The following is a 14,519-nucleotide window of genomic DNA, read 5'->3' as shown; positions in this document are numbered from 1 at the left end:
GAGAGTCGGGCTTTTCCCCCTGGCAGCGCCAATCAGTTACTGATCCCGGCATGCCGGGATTTCACTGTAAGTGCATCTGAAGTCTTTGGAGTGACCCGTGGCTGCCAACTGCGACGTCTGTGGCAAGGGGCCGAGCTTCGGCAACAACATTTCGCACTCGCACCGCCGTACGTCGCGTCGCTGGAACCCCAACATCCAGCGCGTGCGTGCCGTGGTCGGTCGGACGCCGAAGCGGCTCAACGTCTGCACCTCGTGCATCAAGGCCGGCAAGGTCTCGCGCTAATCGCGAGCGGTGTCCCCGCTCCGAGCGGGGGCAACCCGGTTCTCGCGTGGACGTCTCGCACTGGCGCGGCCACCAGGCTTGCTGCTCGGAAGGCCGGTTCATCTTCGGATGAACCGGCCTTCTGCCTGTCCGGACACGGGAGCGCCCGGGGAGCTGGGCCGGGTCCGCAGGGCTGAGGGGGCGCGCGGGCCGGAGGGCGCCGCGGCGGAGCGGGGGCCCTCCGGCGCACCGAGGGTACGCGGCGCTCCGGTCCCACGGGCCTTCGGCACCGCCCCGTACGGGGCGCGCCCCGTCGCACCACCACCGCCCCGTGAAACCGCAGGTCGCGCGCGACGTAGCGCCCCGTACGGAGTGGCCCCGAAGCCCCTGCCGTCGGCGCTCCGCTACTCCCCCGCGCTCCGCCTCGCCTCCGCGTCGATCCGCCACCCGTGGCCCACCGGCCCGATCCCCGCGCCCAGCGCGAAGCCGGCCCCGATGGCTCCGGTGAGGTACTCCTTGGCCAGACCGACGGCCTCCGGGACCGGGTGGCCGAGGGCGAGGTGGGAGGCGATCGCGCTGGCGAGGGTGCAGCCGGTGCCGTGGGTGTGCCGGTTCTCGAGGCGGGGGGCGCGGTACCAGTGGGTCTCGGTGCCGTCGGTGAGCAGGTCGACCGCGTCGCCGGACAGATGGCCGCCCTTGATGAGCACCCAGGTGGACCCGAGGGCGAGCACCGCTTCGGCCGCCCGCGCCATGCCCGCCTCGTCGTGGACCTGGACGCCGGTGAGCTGGGCCACCTCGTCGAGGTTCGGAGTGGCGACGGTGGCGACGGGCATCAGCCGGTGGCGTACGGCGTCGAGGGCGGACTCGGCGAGCAGCGGGTCCCCGTGCTTGGAGACGCCCACGGGGTCGACCACAGTGGGGGCGTCGGTGGCCGCGAGGAGTTCGGCGACGGTGGCCACCAGGGACGCGGAGGAGAGCATGCCGGTCTTGACCGCCTGGACCCCGATGTCGTCGACGACACTGCGGTACTGCGCGCGGACCGCCTCGTCGGGGAGTTCCCAGACGCCCTGGACCCCGAGCGAGTTCTGCGCGGTGACGGCGGTGAGCACGCTCATGCCGTGCACGCCGAGGGCCAGCATGGTCTTCAGATCGGCCTGTACGCCGGCGCCGCCGCCGGAGTCGGAACCGGCGACGGTGAGCACCCGGCGAGGGCGCGGGGGTATGTCCATGGGGGCGAATCTAGCGGGGCTCCGGAACGCCCCCGGGCGTCGGGGCCCGGCGCCGCTCAGCCGAGGCGCGGGGCGGCGCGGCGCTCCGGCGGCGGGCCCCGCGACGGCGCGCCGTACGCAGCCGCCCGCCCCGTACGGCACCCCGCCGGGCGGCCCCCTCGCCCCGTAGCGCCCACCCCGTCGGTAAGGGCAGAGCCGCCCCGCAGCCCCCTACATCCGGGCCCGCGTCACACCCGCGCCGCCCCGTCGCCCCCTACACGTAATCCTCACGCCGCCCAGCAGCCCCGTACGCACCCCCGCCTGCGCTCAACAGCCCGGCCCCGCCCAGCGAATCCCGTCCGCGGCAGGCCCCGCACCGCGCTCCTCAGCCCTCGATCCCCCCGCCCCCCGCCTCAGCGAAGTGGTCCCACCCGCCCTTGTGGGTCCAGGGTGCTCCGTCAACGGTGACGCGCGGCAGGGCGGACGGGTGGAGGACCTCGCCGATGACCTTCCAACGGGCGGGGAGTTTCACGTCGGAGGGGAAGGTCGCGACGATCGCGTGGTCCTCGCCGCCGGTGAGGACCCACTGGAGGGGGTCGACGCCGACGGCCTGGCCGATGTCGTTCATCTGGCTCGGGATGTCGACCTTCCCGGAGGCGACGTCGATCCGGACCTTGCTCGCCTCGGCGATGTGGCCGAGGTCGGCGATCAGGCCGTCGCTCACGTCGGTCATGGCGGTGGCGCCGAGCCCGGCCGCCGCGGGGCCCGCGTGGTACGGCGGTTCGGGGCGGCGGTGGGCCTCGACGAAGGCGCGCGGCGAGCGGAAGCCCCGTGACAGCACGGCGAACCCGGCGGCGGACCAGCCCAGCCACCCGGTGACGGCCACGACGTCTCCGGGCTGCGCCCCGGCGCGGGTGACGGGCTCGTGGTTGCGCAGGTCGCCGAGGGCGGTGATGGAGACCATGACGCTGTCGCCGCGTACGACGTCGCCGCCGACCACGGCGGCGCCCGCGACCTGGCATTCGTCGCGCAACCCGTCCATCAGCTCCGCGGGCCAGGCGGCGGGGAGTTCGGCGGGGACGACGAGGCCGAGGAGGATCGCGGTGGGCACCGCGCCCATGGCGGCGATGTCGGCGAGGTTCTGCGCGGCGGCCTTGCGCCCCACGTCGTAGGCGGTGGACCAGTCGCGGCGGAAGTGCCGCCCCTCCAGGAGGATGTCCGTGCTCGCCACGACCCGCCGATCGGGCGCGGTCACCACGGCGGCGTCGTCGCCGGGGCCGATCCGTACCGCCGGAGTCATGGTGAGCCGCGACGTGAGCTCCCTGATGAGCCCGAACTCTCCCAGCTCGCCCACAGTGCCTTTCACCGCGCGCCCACCTCTCGCATCAAGTGCCGGCCGAGACCGGTCACGTACCGAACCGTCCGTGCGGTGCCGGCGCCCCGGCCCCGCCCCGCTCTCTCATCGTCCCCGCTCCCGGGGTGCCACCGTGCACCGGGGGCCGCGGCGGCGCCGGGCACCGTCCCCCGTACACCGCGTTCCGCTTGCGGTCGCGGGGCGGGGCGGGTGTCGGTACCGTCAGGTCACGCGTCAACGCCCGCGCCCCGCAAGGCGGACGGCGCGCGCGTCGGGGTGCGCGGCTCTCCCCGCGGCGGGTCCGGACGCGATAACGTGACGACCCTTTCCCCCACATGATCCTCGTGACCGCCCTGGAGGTTCCGTGGTACAGGCGTATGTACTGATTCAGACCGAGGTCGGGAAGGCTTCGGCCGTCGCCGAGTTCATCGGCAGTATTCCTGGAGTGATCCAGGCGGAGGATGTGACCGGTCCCTATGACGTGATCGTGCGGGCGCAGGCCGACACCATGGACGAACTGGGCCGCATGGTGGTCGCCAAGGTCCAGCAGGTGGACGGCATCACCCGTACCCTGACCTGCCCGGTCGTGCATCTGTAGCCCCCGTCTACGCTGGCCCGGTGAACCTCACTCGTCGCCGGTCCCTCCGGTCTGCCGCCGCCGCGCTGCTGCTGGCCGCCGCTGCCGGCTGTTCCTCCCCGGACGGCCGGCAGACCGCTGCGGTTCCCCGGCCGGACGGTGCGACGGATGCCCTCTGCCAGGAGCTGGACGAGCGGCTTCCGCAGCGCTTGGCCGGTCTGGAGCGGGACGATCCGCGACCGGAGTCGGCACTGACCTCGGGGTGGGGCAGCCCGGCGATCATACTGCGCTGCGGCGTGCCGAGACCCGGCGCGATGGCCGACCCCGACGCCGAGGGCGTGGAGGCCGACGGCGTCGGCTGGCTCGTGGAACAGCCGGGTGACGGCTCCTTCCGCTTCACCACCACGCTGCGCCGGGCCTACGTGGAGGTCTCGCTCCCCGCCGAGCACGTACCGAAGGGCCTCGTGCCGCTCAGCGACCTCGCCCCCGCGATCACCGAGGCGGTACCGGAGGGCATCGCCGACTGACCGGGCGCCCGCCCGTCCGCAGCCGTAGCCCCGGCTCGGGCGGGCGGGCGGGCGTGGCGCGGCTCAGCGCAGTCCGGTGGACCGGCGCAGCGCCGCCTGCACCAGCTGGTCGACCAGGGCCGGGTAGTCGACGCCGGACTCCTGCCACATGCGCGGGTACATGGAGATCGGCGTGAAGCCGGGCATGGTGTTGATCTCGTTGATGACGAAGCCGCCGTCCTCGGTGAGGAAGAAGTCGGCGCGCACCAGCCCCTCGCAGGAGGCGGCCTCGAACGCCTCCACGGCGAGGCGCCGCACCTCGGCGGTCTGCTCCTCGGTGAGCGGGGCGGGGACCAGGCCGGGCGCCGAGTCGATGTACTTGGCCTCGAAGTCGTAGAAGTCGTGGGCCTGCACCGGGGGGATCTCGGCGGGGACGCTGGCGCGCGGCCCGTCCTCGAACTCCAGGACGCCGCACTCGATCTCACGGCCGCGCAGCAGCGACTCGACGAGGATCTTCGGGTCGTGGCGGCGGGCCTCGGCGAGGGCCGCGTCGAGCCCCTCGGGGCCGTCGACCTTGGTGATGCCGACGGAGGAGCCGCCGCGGGCGGGCTTCACGAAGAGCGGCCAGCCGTGCTCACCGGCGAAGTCGGTGATGCGGGCGCGGGCGCCGGCCTCGTCGGCGTCCCACTCGCGGGGGCGGATCACCAGGTACGGGCCGACCGGCAGCCCGAAGGAGGTGAACACCCGCTTCATGTACTCCTTGTCCTGGCCGACGGCGGAGGCGAGGACACCCGAGCCGACGTACGGGATACCGGCCAGCTCCAGGAGGCCCTGGAAGGTGCCGTCCTCGCCGTAGGGGCCGTGCAGGACGGGGAAGACGACGTCGACGTCGCCGAGGACCTTCGGCACCGAGCCGGGCTCGCTGTAGAGGACCTCGCGGTTGCCGGGGGCGACGGGGAGGACGACGGTGCCCTCGCCGGGCTCGGCGAGGCCCTCGACGTCGGGGACGGTGCGCTCGCTGATCGCCATCCGCGCGGGCTCGTCGGCGGTGAGCACCCAGCCGCCCTCGGTGGTGATGCCGATGGGCAGGACGTCGTACCGGGAGCGGTCGATGGAGCCCAGGACGGCGCCGCCGGTGACCACGGAGATGCCGTGTTCGGAGCTGCGCCCGCCGAAGACGACGGCGACGCGCGGCTTGCGGGGTTCGGTTCCGGGCTCGGGGAGGGCCGGGTTCTGGGGGGAGTTCTCGCTGCTCATATCGCGATGAGCGTACCTGCTGGTAGGCCGCTCGTCAGCGCCCGAGGGGCCCCTGTCGCGACAGGGCACCCGAGCGCCCCAACGCGACGCGGGCGCCCCGGCCCGCCGCGTCGGGACGCGACGCGGCGGGTCGGAAAGGTTACGTCCGGTCCTGCCGTCAGCGGCGCTCGGGCTTGGCGCTGCGGCCCATGAGTTCCTTGAGGGCGACGAGCGGCGGCTTCCCGTCGTGCACGATGCCGACGACCGTCTCGGTGATTGGCATGTCGATGCCGTGACGGCGGCCGAGGTCGAGCACGGACTCGCAGGACTTGACGCCTTCGGCCGTCTGCTGGGTGACGGCGATGGTCTCCTCCAGCGTCATCCCCTTGCCGAGGTTGGTGCCGAAGGTGTGGTTCCGCGAGAGCGGCGAGGAGCAGGTCGCCACCAGGTCGCCGAGGCCGGCCAGTCCGGAGAAGGTCATCGGGTCGGCGCCCATGGCGAGGCCGAGCCGGGTGGTCTCGGCGAGGCCGCGGGTGATGAGCGAGCCCTTGGTGTTGTCGCCCAGGCCCATGCCGTCCGCGATGCCGACGGCGAGGCCGATGACGTTCTTGACGGCGCCGCCCAGTTCGCAGCCGACCACGTCGGTGTTGGTGTACGGCCGGAAGTACGGGGTGTGGCAGGCGGCCTGGAGCCGCCGGGCCACGTCCTCGTCGGTGCAGGCGACGACGGCGGCGGCGGGCTGCCGGGCGGCGATCTCCCGGGCGAGGTTGGGGCCGGTGACGACGGCGATCCGCTCGGGGGGCAGCTTCGCGGTGTCGGCGATGACCTCGCTCATCCGCATCGCGGAGCCGAGTTCGACGCCCTTCATCAGGGAGACGACCACGGTGTCCGGGGCGAGCAGCGGCGCGAGGGTGGCGAGGTTGGCGCGCGCCGTCTGGGAGGGGACGGTGAGGACGGTGAAGTCGGCGCCGGCGGCGGCCTCGGCGGGGTCGGTGGTGGCCCGTACGGAGGCGGGCAGCACGGCACCGGGCAGGTAGCCGGAGTTGGTGTGCGAGGTGTTGACCTCGTCGGCGACCTCCTGGCGGCGGGCGCACAGGACGACCTCGCACCCGGCGTCGGCGAGGACCATGGCGAACGCCGTTCCCCAGGAGCCGGTTCCGAGGACCGCTGCCTTGACCGGGGGTGTCACTGGTTGCTCTCTCCTGACTTCTGCCCCGGCGCGCTCTCGCACACCGCCGGGGCGGGCTGCGGGCGGACGGAGGGCCGCCGCTGCTGGAGGCGGGCGGTGCGGGGGTCGTACGGGGTGGGGGGTGCGGGCTCGCCGCGCATCTCGGCCAACAGTCCGGTGACCGCCGCCATGATGGTCTCCGTGACCTCGCGCAGCACCTCGGGGGTGGGGTCGAGGTCGTAGTACGCGCTGAGGTCGACCGGCGGACCGGCCTTCACCTGGAGGGTCTTGCGCGGCAGGAGCCGGAGCTTGTCCTCCTTGGCGTACGGCGGCATGGCGAGGTTGGCGCCCCACTGGGCGACCGGGATGACGGGGCAGCGGGTGCGCAGGGCGACCCGGGCGGCGCCGGTCTTGGCGGTCATCGGCCACATCGCGGGATCGCGGGTGAGGGTGCCCTCGGGGTAGAAGGCGACGCACTCGCCGCGCTCGATGGCGTCCAGAGCGGCCCGGAAGGCGTCCAGCGCGTCGGTGGTTTCGCGGTAGACGGGAATCTGCCCGGTACCGCGCATGACGGCGCCGACAAATCCCTTCCCGAAGAGTCCGTTCTTCGCGAGGAATCGCGGAACGCGTCCGGTGTTGTACTGATAGTGAGCGTAGGAGAGCGGGTCGAGATACGAGTTGTGATTGACCGCGGTGATAAATCCGCCGTCAGCCGGAATGTTCTCCATTCCGCTCCAGTCCCGCTTGAACAGAAGCACGAGCGGCGGTTTGGCGATGACCGCTGCCAAGCGGTACCAGAAGCCGATTCTGCGGCGGGACACTCGGGCACCTTCCTCTTCGCGAACCCAGGGAGTCGAAGTGCGCCCCGGGCGGACGCACAAGTGTCGCCCCGGGTCCCCTTTCTGTCGAGAACACCGTACGCCCACCCTCGCGCGGCGCGGTCAGGCACCGGCAGCGGAACGGGTCAGCGGGAGGCGAGAATGACCACGATGCGCACTGAACCCGATACGGGCCCGCCGGTCTCGTGGAGCCTGGTCGTCCCTCTCAAACCCCTTGGCCTGGCCAAGAGCAGACTCGCTCCCGCCCTCGGCGGGACGGCGCGGGCCCGCCTCGCGCTGGCGTTCGCGCAGGACACGGTGGCCGCCGCGCTGGCGTGCGCGGCGGTCCGGGATGTGGTGGTCGTCACGGACGACGCCCGGGCCGGCGCGGCGCTGGCGGCGCTCGGGGCGCGCGTGACGGAAGACACCCCGGCCGCGGGGCTGAACGCGGCGCTGGTGCACGGCGCGCGCACGGTGCGCACGGCGCGGCCCGGCGCGGCGCTGGCCGCGCTCAACGCCGACCTGCCCGCGCTGCGCCCCGCCGAGCTGGAGCGCGTCCTGTTCGCCGCGGCCGCGCACCCGCTCGCCTTCCTGGCGGACGCCGCCGGGATCGGTACGACGCTGCTGGCAGCGGGGCCGGACGCCTCGTTCACGCCCTGTTTCGGCGGACCGTCCCGCGCCCGGCACGCCGCTGCGGGCGCCGTCGAGCTGACGCCGGGCGCGGTACCGGGCGTACGGCGCGACGTGGACACCCCGGCCGACCTGCGGGCCGCCTGCGAACTGGGCGCGGGCCCGCACACCTCGGCCGCCCTGGCCGCGCTGCGCGGGGCGGCCGTGCCCGCGCCGCGGACCTCGCCGACACCACCGGGCTGAACCCGCCGCCCCGTGCGGCGCGGTGCGCCGCGCCCCGCGCGTCCTCCCGCCCCGTCGGCGGCGGCTACGCTGCGGGGCATGCAGGCGACCGCGTACACGTACGACCCCGAGACCCGCGGCGGCCAAGTGCTGCTGGACGACGGCACCCCGATGCCCTTCGATGGAGCGGCGTTCGACGCGGGCGGGCTGCGGCTGCTCCGGCCGGGACAGCGGGTGCGGGTCGAGACGGTGCCGGGCGCGGACGGCGCCCCGCGCATCACGCTGGTCACCCTCCAGACCTTCTGACCGCCCGCGGCGGGTGCCGGGCGCGCCGCGGGCCGGGCTCCCCGAGGGGGGCCCGGCCCGATGCGCGTGGTCCGGCCGTGTCCGAAGGCTCCGCGGCGGTCCGCTACTTCGTCACTTCTTGCGCGCGGTCGCCGTGGTCTTCTTGGCCGTGGAGGTCTTGCGGGCCGACGACTTCTTGGCCGGGGCCTTGGTGGCGGTGGTCTTCTTCGCCGGAGCCGTCTTCTTGGCGGTGGCCTTCTTCGCCGCCGACTTGGCGGGCGTGGCCTTCTTCGCCGTGGCGGTGGTCTTCTTCGCCGTGGGCGTGCTCTTCTTCGCCGTGGTCTTCTTCGCCGGGGTGGCCTTCTTGGCCGCGGTGGTGGTCTTCTTCGCCGCCGAAGCCTTCTTGGCGGTCGCCTTCTTGGCCGCCGCCTTGGCGGTGGTCTTGGTCCCGCCGGTGAGGCTGCCCTTGGGTGCCTTCTTCACCGCCACGTCGTTCTTCGGGAGCTTCTTCGTCCCGCTCACCAGGTCCTTGAAGCCCTGGCCGGCCCGGAAACGGGGCACGGAGGTCTTCTTCACCCGGACCCGCTCGCCCGTCTGCGGGTTGCGGGCGTAACGGGCGGGGCGGTCCACCTTCTCGAAGGAACCGAAGCCGGTGACGGAGACCCGCTCCCCGGCCACCACCGCGCGGACCATCGCATCGAGCACCGCGTCGACGGCTTCGGCGGCGTTCTGACGACCGCCGACCTTGTCGGCAATCGCTTCTACGAGCTGCGCCTTGTTCACGTCTTCCCCTTCGGAGGCATTGCCAGAACCAATGTGTTCAAGCTTTTTCGCACGGTAGGCAGATATATACCGCAAATCAAACACGAAACGGGCTAATCACCCGTGCGCCGCAACGGAGGCGACCTGTCGCTCCACGAAGGGGCCTTGGGGCTCCTGTGGGGCTCACTTGACGCTCAGGGATCTTCGGGGAATCGCCCTTCATCGAGCTCTGCCGTGAAGCGGTCCAGACGTCGGGCCGCCGCCGCGAGATCGTGTTTCGCCGCGGCCGTAATGGCCAGCAGCTTTCGGGAGAGCGCCCTGCGGACGCCCTCCGGGACTTGCAGCGCGCGCACTCGGGAGTGCGCTTCTTTCAGCCGGTCGGCGACAACGTCGTAGAGCTCGATCTCGCTGTCGCGTTCCATGCGCCGATTGTGCCATCTGCGGCGAGTTGTCGCCCCACAGGGGGGCAACTGCCGCGCGGGGCCCACCCTTTCAGAAGGAGGGGGCGACCGGCTCCCCACCATGCGAAAGAAGGCCAACTCCCGTCCACGTCAGCACACTTGACCGGTACGGGGACCACCCTTCCGGGTGTCGTCGGAGTGGCCGCGCCAACTCGCCACAAGGTCAGCCGGATGGCCCCTTCCGACCTCCGGAGTCGACCCCAAGGGGCACTTTCACGCCAACTCCGAACACTTTTGGCGCCCACGGCATTCCCTTCCTGTACGGCGCCTTCCCGCCCACCCGGCCGCGAATCCCGGGCCCGGGACCCTCGCCGGCACCGTCGCCTGCCGCGCCCCGATCCGCTCCCCCGCATTTTCCCGCGCCCTGCTGGACCGTTCGGGTGCCCGGCCGCACCGCCCGTGCGGAACGCCAGGGGCACAACTCCCCGCACAGCGCCGCGCCCCCGCTCCGGTGGGAACGGGGGCGCGGCGCTGTGCGGCGGAGGCGTCAGACGGGCAGCGTGCGCGGCTTGAAGGCCGGACGGCCCGACTCGTAGGCCGCGATGGCCTCCTCCTCGCGCAGCGTGATGCTGATGTCGTCCAGGCCGTTCAGCAGGCGCCAGCGGGAGTTCTCGTCCAGCTCGAACGGGGCGGTGACGCCCGCCGCGCGGACCTCGCGGTCCCGGAGGTCGACGGTGATCTCGGCCGTGGGGTCGCTCTCGGTGAGTTCCCACAGGGCGTCCACGACCTTCTGGTCGAGCAGGACGGTGAGCAGGCCGTTCTTCAGCGAGTTGCCGCGGAAGATGTCGGCGAAGCGGGAGGAGATGACCGCCTTGAAACCGTAGTTCTGGAGCGCCCAGACCGCGTGCTCGCGCGAGGAGCCGGTGCCGAAGTCCGGCCCGGCCACCAGGACGGTGGCACCCGCGCGTTCGGGTTGGTTCAGGACGAACTCCGGGTCCTTGCGCCATGCCTCGAAGAGCCCGTCCTCGAAGCCGTCGCGGGTGACCTTCTTGAGCCAGTGCGCGGGGATGATCTGGTCGGTGTCGACGTTGCCGCGGCGCAGCGGGACGGCCCGGCCGGTGTGCGTGGTGAAGGCTTCCATGGCTGATCAGACTCCCGCGGGTACGTCGGTGAGGTCGGCGGGCGAGGCGAGCGTGCCGGTGACCGCGGTGGCGGCGGCCACCTGGGGCGAGACCAGGTGGGTGCGGCCGCCCTTGCCCTGACGTCCCTCGAAGTTGCGGTTGGAGGTGGAGGCGGAGCGCTCACCGGGGGCGAGCTGGTCGGGGTTCATGCCCAGGCACATCGAGCAGCCCGCGTGCCGCCATTCGGCGCCGGCCTCCTTGAAGACCGCGTCCAGGCCCTCCTCGACGGCCTGGAGGCCGACCCGGGCGGAGCCGGGGACGACCAGCATGCGGACGCCGTCGGCCACCTTTCGGCCCTTGACCACGTCAGCGGCGGCCCGCAGGTCCTCGATACGGCCGTTGGTGCAGGAGCCGACGAAGACGGTGTCGACCTGGATGTCGCGCAGCGCCTGCCCGGCGTGCAGGCCCATGTACTCCAGGGCCTTCTCGGCGGCGTACCGCGCGGAGGGGTCCTCGAAGGAGGCGGGGTCCGGCACCCGGTCGCTCAGCGGCGCGCCCTGCCCGGGGTTGGTGCCCCAGGTGACGAAGGGCGCCAGGGACGCCGCGTCGATGACGACTTCCGCGTCGAAGACGGCGTCGTCGTCGGAGCGCAGCGTCTTCCAGTAGGCGACGGCCTCGTCCCACTCCTGGCCCTGGGGCGCGTGGGCGCGGCCCTCCAGGTAGGCGAAGGTGGTCTCGTCCGGGGCGATCATGCCCGCCCGGGCGCCGGCCTCGATGGACATGTTGCAGATGGTCATCCGGGCCTCCATCGAGAGCTTCTCGACGGCCGGGCCCCGGTACTCCAGGATGTAGCCCTGGCCGCCGCCGGTGCCGATCTTGGCGATGGCGGCGAGGATCAGGTCCTTGGCGCTGACGCCGTCGGGCAGTTCGCCGTCGACGGTGATGGCCATGGTGCGCGGGCGGGCCATCGGCAGCGTCTGGGTGGCCAGCACGTGCTCGACCTGGCTGGTCCCGATACCGAACGCCAGCGCGCCGAAAGCCCCGTGGGTGGAGGTGTGCGAGTCGCCGCAGACCACCGTGGTGCCCGGCTGGGTCAGCCCGAGCTGAGGACCGACCACGTGCACGACGCCCTGCTCGACGTCGCCGAGGGAGTGCAGCCGTACGCCGAAGTCGGCGCAGTTCTTGCGCAGCGTCTCCAGCTGGACCCGGGATACCGGGTCGGCGATGGGCTTGTCGATGTCGAGGGTGGGGGTGTTGTGGTCCTCGGTGGCGATGGTGAGGTCGAGGCGGCGCACGGCGCGCCCGGCCTTGCGCAGGCCGTCGAACGCCTGCGGGCTGGTCACCTCGTGCAGCAGGTGCAGATCGATGAAGAGAAGGTCCGGCTCGCCCTCGGCGCGCCGGACGACGTGGTCGTCCCAGACCTTCTCCGCGAGTGTCCTACCCATCGCTTTCCCTTCGGCCGGCGTCGTCGCCGGCCCAACTAGAGATTCGGTGCGCCCCGTCCGGACCCCCGTGCGGGCGGCGGCAGAGCGGGCTGTGAGGTGCCCGCCTGTACAGACTGGCAACTTCCCGGGGAAATTGAACTTGCGTTTCACAGAGTGAGACGCGAGTATCGTTTCATGGACAACTCTAGTGGCGTCGGCGTTCTCGACAAGGCGGCTCTCGTTCTGAGCGCTCTGGAGTCCGGTCCGGCCACCCTCGCCGGGCTGGTCGCGGCGACCGGGCTCGCCCGCCCCACGGCGCACCGCCTCGCCGTGGCTCTGGAACACCACCGCATGGTGGCGCGTGACATGCAGGGCCGGTTCATCCTCGGCCCACGGCTCTCGGAGCTGGCCGCCGCGGCCGGCGAGGACCGCCTGCTGGCGACGGCCGGGCCGGTCCTCACCCACCTGCGGGACGTGACCGGCGAGAGCGCGCAGCTCTACCGCCGCCAGGGCGACATGCGCATCTGCGTGGCCGCCGCCGAGCGCCTCTCCGGCCTGCGGGACACCGTGCCGGTCGGCTCGACCCTGACGATGAAGGCCGGCTCCTCGGCCCAGATCCTGATGGCCTGGGAGGAGCCGGAGCGCCTGCACCGCGGCCTCCAGGGCGCCCGCTTCACGGCCACGGCGCTCTCCGGGGTACGCCGCCGGGGCTGGGCCCAGTCGATCGGCGAGCGCGAGCCCGGCGTGGCCTCGGTCTCCGCCCCGGTGCGCGGCCCCTCCAACCGCGTCGTGGCCGCCGTCTCGGTCTCCGGCCCCATCGAGCGGCTGACCCGGCACCCGGGCCGCATGCACGCCCAGGCCATCATCGACGCGGCCCAGCGCCTCTCCGAGGCCCTCCGCCGCACCAGCTGACGGCCACCACCCGACCGACACCCACCCCGCACGACCGAGACCCCGCGGTCCACGATCCGGACGGCGGGGTCTGGCGCGTGCGTCGGCTTGCCGGGCACGGCCTCAGACCGCGACCTTCATCCGCCCCCGCGCCCCGGCCCCGGCCGGGGCGACGCCGTACGCCTTGCCGAGCCCGGAGACGGGCATGTCGCCGTAGAGGGACTCGTAGCGGCCGGGCGGGACGACGTACATCTCGTGCCAGATGCCGACGTGCCCCTTGCTCTCGCGCACGTACCGGTTGAGCCGGCCCCACCAGGAGTGGTGCTTGCGTTCGGGCGACCGGGCGTAGTCGAGCAGCTTCTCCTTGGACTCCCAGTACTGGACCACGTAGTAGGTGCGTGGCAAGCCGGTGAGCAGCACATGGTGCAGGAGGCCGGCGGAGCGGTCCCGGACCAGTTCGCGGAGCATCGCGGGCATGGCGAAGAAGACCGGTAGCCAGCGGTGGAGAGCCCAGAGGTGGTTCACGCGCATGCCGATCAGGAAGACGACGACCTCGCCGTCGGGCGCCGCCGTCCGGCGGCCCAGTTGGATCTTGTCGCGCATGGTGCCCTTCCCCCGTCGTCGCGGAGGCACCACCGGATAGTGGCGCTCTCCCGTCACCTATTGGATAGTGACACTCCCCAAAGACCGGTGGCAAGCGAAAGGGAGCCCCAAGTACCCATGAGGCTTTCGGAGTTGAGCGAAGAGAGCGGTGTCTCCACCGCGACGATCAAGTACTACCTGCGGGAAGGGCTGCTGCCGCCCGGCCACCGCGTGCACGCCACCCGCGCCTCGTACGACGCCTTCCACCTGCGCAGGCTGCGGCTGGTCCGGGCGCTGATCCAGGTCGGGAAGGTCCCGGTGGCCACGGCCCGGGAGATCCTCGCGGCGGTCGACGACGATTCGCTCGAGCTGACGATGCGCCTCGGCGCCGCCCTGTGGTCCCTCCCACGCCCGCCGGCCGGGCCCGCCGAGGAGGACGAGGCGGCGGGCGAGGCCGCCGCCGAGGTCGACCGGATGCTGGCGGAGGTCGGCTGGGAGCGGGTGCGCGAGGTGGGGCCGCTCTCCCCCGTCCACCGCTCCCTGGTCGCCTCGGTCGCCACCCTGCGCCGTCTCGGTTACGTCTGCGCCGCCACCGAACTGGTGCCGTACGCCCGGCAGATGGCCGAGGTGGCCGCCCACGATCTGGACCTGATGGAGCAGCATCCGCAGGAGGTGGAACGGGTGGAGTCGGCGGTGGCCGCAGCGGTGCTCTACGAGCCGGTCCTGCTCGACCTGCACCGACTGGCCCAGGAGGAGGAGTCCCAGCGCCGCTACGGCCTGCTCGACCAGGAGAAGGACACCGGCCAGGCGGCGGACCCCACCCGGTGAGCGGGCCCCGCCCGGCGCACGAAGAAGGGCCTCCCGCATGATGCGGAAGGCCCTTCTTCTCTGTACCCCCGACCGGATTCGAACCGGCGCTACCGCCTTGAGAGGGCGGCGTGCTAGGCCGCTACACAACGGGGGCCTTGCAGATGAGCTCTGCGAGCTGGGCTACCAGGACTCGAACCTAGACTAAATGAACCAGAATCACTCGTGCTGCCAATTACACCATAGCCCATGGTGGTTGAGACCA

Annotated in this window: 17 protein-coding genes and 2 tRNA genes; 7 read left to right on the top strand and 12 right to left on the bottom strand. The window is 72.6% G+C overall.

Annotation, left to right across the window (positions count from 1 at the left end; all coding sequences use genetic code 11):
• The first annotated feature begins 97 nt into the window (after nucleotides 1-97).
• Nucleotides 98-283 (top strand): 50S ribosomal protein L28, encoded by a 186-nt coding sequence (gene rpmB / locus ACSLIC_RS20400; protein WP_003951095.1) that lies wholly within the window; start codon nucleotides 98-100, stop codon nucleotides 281-283.
• Nucleotides 284-666: 383 nt separating this feature from the next.
• Here the strand turns inward: rpmB and thiD are convergent, their stop codons facing one another.
• Both thiD and ACSLIC_RS20390 read right to left on the bottom strand, forming a co-directional pair.
• The gene (gene thiD / locus ACSLIC_RS20395) at nucleotides 667-1,491 is read right to left on the bottom strand and encodes a bifunctional hydroxymethylpyrimidine kinase/phosphomethylpyrimidine kinase (RefSeq protein ID WP_436739148.1); all 825 of its coding nucleotides are present in this window, start codon (nucleotides 1,489-1,491) and stop codon (nucleotides 667-669) included.
• 364 nt (nucleotides 1,492-1,855) lie between these two features.
• Nucleotides 1,856-2,836 (bottom strand): thiamine-phosphate kinase, encoded by a 981-nt coding sequence (locus ACSLIC_RS20390; RefSeq protein ID WP_436739147.1) that lies wholly within the window; start codon nucleotides 2,834-2,836, stop codon nucleotides 1,856-1,858.
• A 352-nt stretch (nucleotides 2,837-3,188) separates the two neighbouring features.
• On the opposite strand from ACSLIC_RS20390, the gene ACSLIC_RS20385 reads away from it, so the two are divergent.
• Both ACSLIC_RS20385 and ACSLIC_RS20380 read left to right on the top strand, forming a co-directional pair.
• Nucleotides 3,189-3,422: an Lrp/AsnC family transcriptional regulator gene (locus tag ACSLIC_RS20385; protein WP_023416799.1), complete on the top strand. Its 234-nt coding sequence runs from the start codon at nucleotides 3,189-3,191 to the stop codon at nucleotides 3,420-3,422.
• A 20-nt stretch (nucleotides 3,423-3,442) separates the two neighbouring features.
• A complete protein-coding gene (locus tag ACSLIC_RS20380; RefSeq protein WP_436739146.1) occupies nucleotides 3,443-3,928 on the top strand; it encodes a DUF3515 domain-containing protein in 486 nt (161 codons plus the stop codon).
• A 63-nt stretch (nucleotides 3,929-3,991) separates the two neighbouring features.
• Here the strand turns inward: ACSLIC_RS20380 and ACSLIC_RS20375 are convergent, their stop codons facing one another.
• The 3 genes from ACSLIC_RS20375 to ACSLIC_RS20365 all read right to left on the bottom strand — a co-directional run bounded on the left by ACSLIC_RS20375 (nucleotide 3,992) and on the right by ACSLIC_RS20365 (nucleotide 7,132).
• On the bottom strand, nucleotides 3,992-5,164 hold the full coding sequence (locus ACSLIC_RS20375; protein WP_436739145.1) for a D-alanine--D-alanine ligase family protein: 1,173 nt from the start codon (nucleotides 5,162-5,164) through the stop codon (nucleotides 3,992-3,994).
• Nucleotides 5,165-5,321: 157 nt separating this feature from the next.
• The gene (locus ACSLIC_RS20370; protein WP_436739144.1) at nucleotides 5,322-6,332 is read right to left on the bottom strand and encodes an NAD(P)H-dependent glycerol-3-phosphate dehydrogenase; all 1,011 of its coding nucleotides are present in this window, start codon (nucleotides 6,330-6,332) and stop codon (nucleotides 5,322-5,324) included.
• Nucleotides 6,329-7,132 carry a lysophospholipid acyltransferase family protein gene (locus ACSLIC_RS20365; RefSeq protein ID WP_436739143.1) on the bottom strand — a complete coding sequence of 268 codons (804 nt, stop codon included), beginning with the start codon at nucleotides 7,130-7,132 and terminating at the stop codon, nucleotides 6,329-6,331. Before ACSLIC_RS20365 ends, ACSLIC_RS20370 begins: the two co-directional genes overlap by 4 nt.
• A 159-nt stretch (nucleotides 7,133-7,291) precedes the next feature.
• On the opposite strand from ACSLIC_RS20365, the gene cofC reads away from it, so the two are divergent.
• Both cofC and ACSLIC_RS20355 read left to right on the top strand, forming a co-directional pair.
• Nucleotides 7,292-8,002, top strand: coding sequence for a 2-phospho-L-lactate guanylyltransferase (cofC, locus tag ACSLIC_RS20360; protein WP_436739142.1), 711 nt, complete (start codon nucleotides 7,292-7,294; stop codon nucleotides 8,000-8,002).
• A 78-nt stretch (nucleotides 8,003-8,080) separates the two neighbouring features.
• Nucleotides 8,081-8,287 (top strand): hypothetical protein, encoded by a 207-nt coding sequence (locus ACSLIC_RS20355; RefSeq protein WP_436739141.1) that lies wholly within the window; start codon nucleotides 8,081-8,083, stop codon nucleotides 8,285-8,287.
• Nucleotides 8,288-8,398: 111 nt separating this feature from the next.
• Here the strand turns inward: ACSLIC_RS20355 and ACSLIC_RS20350 are convergent, their stop codons facing one another.
• The 4 genes from ACSLIC_RS20350 to leuC all read right to left on the bottom strand — a co-directional run bounded on the left by ACSLIC_RS20350 (nucleotide 8,399) and on the right by leuC (nucleotide 11,995).
• Complete coding sequence (locus tag ACSLIC_RS20350; protein ID WP_436739140.1) at nucleotides 8,399-9,049, bottom strand: HU family DNA-binding protein; 651 nt, start codon at nucleotides 9,047-9,049, stop codon at nucleotides 8,399-8,401.
• A gap of 173 nt (nucleotides 9,050-9,222) precedes the next feature.
• A complete protein-coding gene (locus tag ACSLIC_RS20345; RefSeq protein ID WP_436739139.1) occupies nucleotides 9,223-9,450 on the bottom strand; it encodes a hypothetical protein in 228 nt (75 codons plus the stop codon).
• Between the two features lie 526 nt (nucleotides 9,451-9,976).
• On the bottom strand, nucleotides 9,977-10,570 hold the full coding sequence (gene leuD / locus ACSLIC_RS20340; RefSeq protein WP_436739138.1) for a 3-isopropylmalate dehydratase small subunit: 594 nt from the start codon (nucleotides 10,568-10,570) through the stop codon (nucleotides 9,977-9,979).
• Between the two features lie 6 nt (nucleotides 10,571-10,576).
• Nucleotides 10,577-11,995, bottom strand: a complete 1,419-nt coding sequence (leuC, locus tag ACSLIC_RS20335; RefSeq protein WP_436739137.1) for a 3-isopropylmalate dehydratase large subunit — start codon at nucleotides 11,993-11,995, stop codon at nucleotides 10,577-10,579.
• Between the two features lie 174 nt (nucleotides 11,996-12,169).
• On the opposite strand from leuC, the gene ndgR reads away from it, so the two are divergent.
• On the top strand, nucleotides 12,170-12,886 hold the full coding sequence (ndgR, locus tag ACSLIC_RS20330) for an IclR family transcriptional regulator NdgR (RefSeq protein ID WP_003951083.1): 717 nt from the start codon (nucleotides 12,170-12,172) through the stop codon (nucleotides 12,884-12,886).
• Between the two features lie 102 nt (nucleotides 12,887-12,988).
• Here ndgR and ACSLIC_RS20325 read toward each other — a convergent pair whose 3' ends face one another.
• The gene (locus ACSLIC_RS20325; RefSeq protein WP_436739136.1) at nucleotides 12,989-13,468 is read right to left on the bottom strand and encodes a DUF4188 domain-containing protein; all 480 of its coding nucleotides are present in this window, start codon (nucleotides 13,466-13,468) and stop codon (nucleotides 12,989-12,991) included.
• Between the two features lie 117 nt (nucleotides 13,469-13,585).
• On the opposite strand from ACSLIC_RS20325, the gene ACSLIC_RS20320 reads away from it, so the two are divergent.
• The gene (locus ACSLIC_RS20320) at nucleotides 13,586-14,275 is read left to right on the top strand and encodes a MerR family transcriptional regulator (RefSeq protein WP_436739135.1); all 690 of its coding nucleotides are present in this window, start codon (nucleotides 13,586-13,588) and stop codon (nucleotides 14,273-14,275) included.
• A gap of 63 nt (nucleotides 14,276-14,338) precedes the next feature.
• Here the strand turns inward: ACSLIC_RS20320 and ACSLIC_RS20315 are convergent.
• Together ACSLIC_RS20315 and ACSLIC_RS20310 are read right to left on the bottom strand one after the other, a co-directional pair.
• Nucleotides 14,339-14,411 (bottom strand) — tRNA-Glu (locus tag ACSLIC_RS20315).
• 21 nt (nucleotides 14,412-14,432) lie between these two features.
• Nucleotides 14,433-14,504, bottom strand: a tRNA-Gln gene (locus ACSLIC_RS20310).
• Between the last annotated feature and the right edge of the window lie 15 nt (nucleotides 14,505-14,519).

Source organism: Streptomyces sp. BBFR102 (assembly GCF_051397025.1).
GTDB lineage: Bacteria > Actinomycetota > Actinomycetes > Streptomycetales > Streptomycetaceae > Streptomyces.
This window is presented reverse-complemented; position numbering and strand designations above follow the sequence as displayed.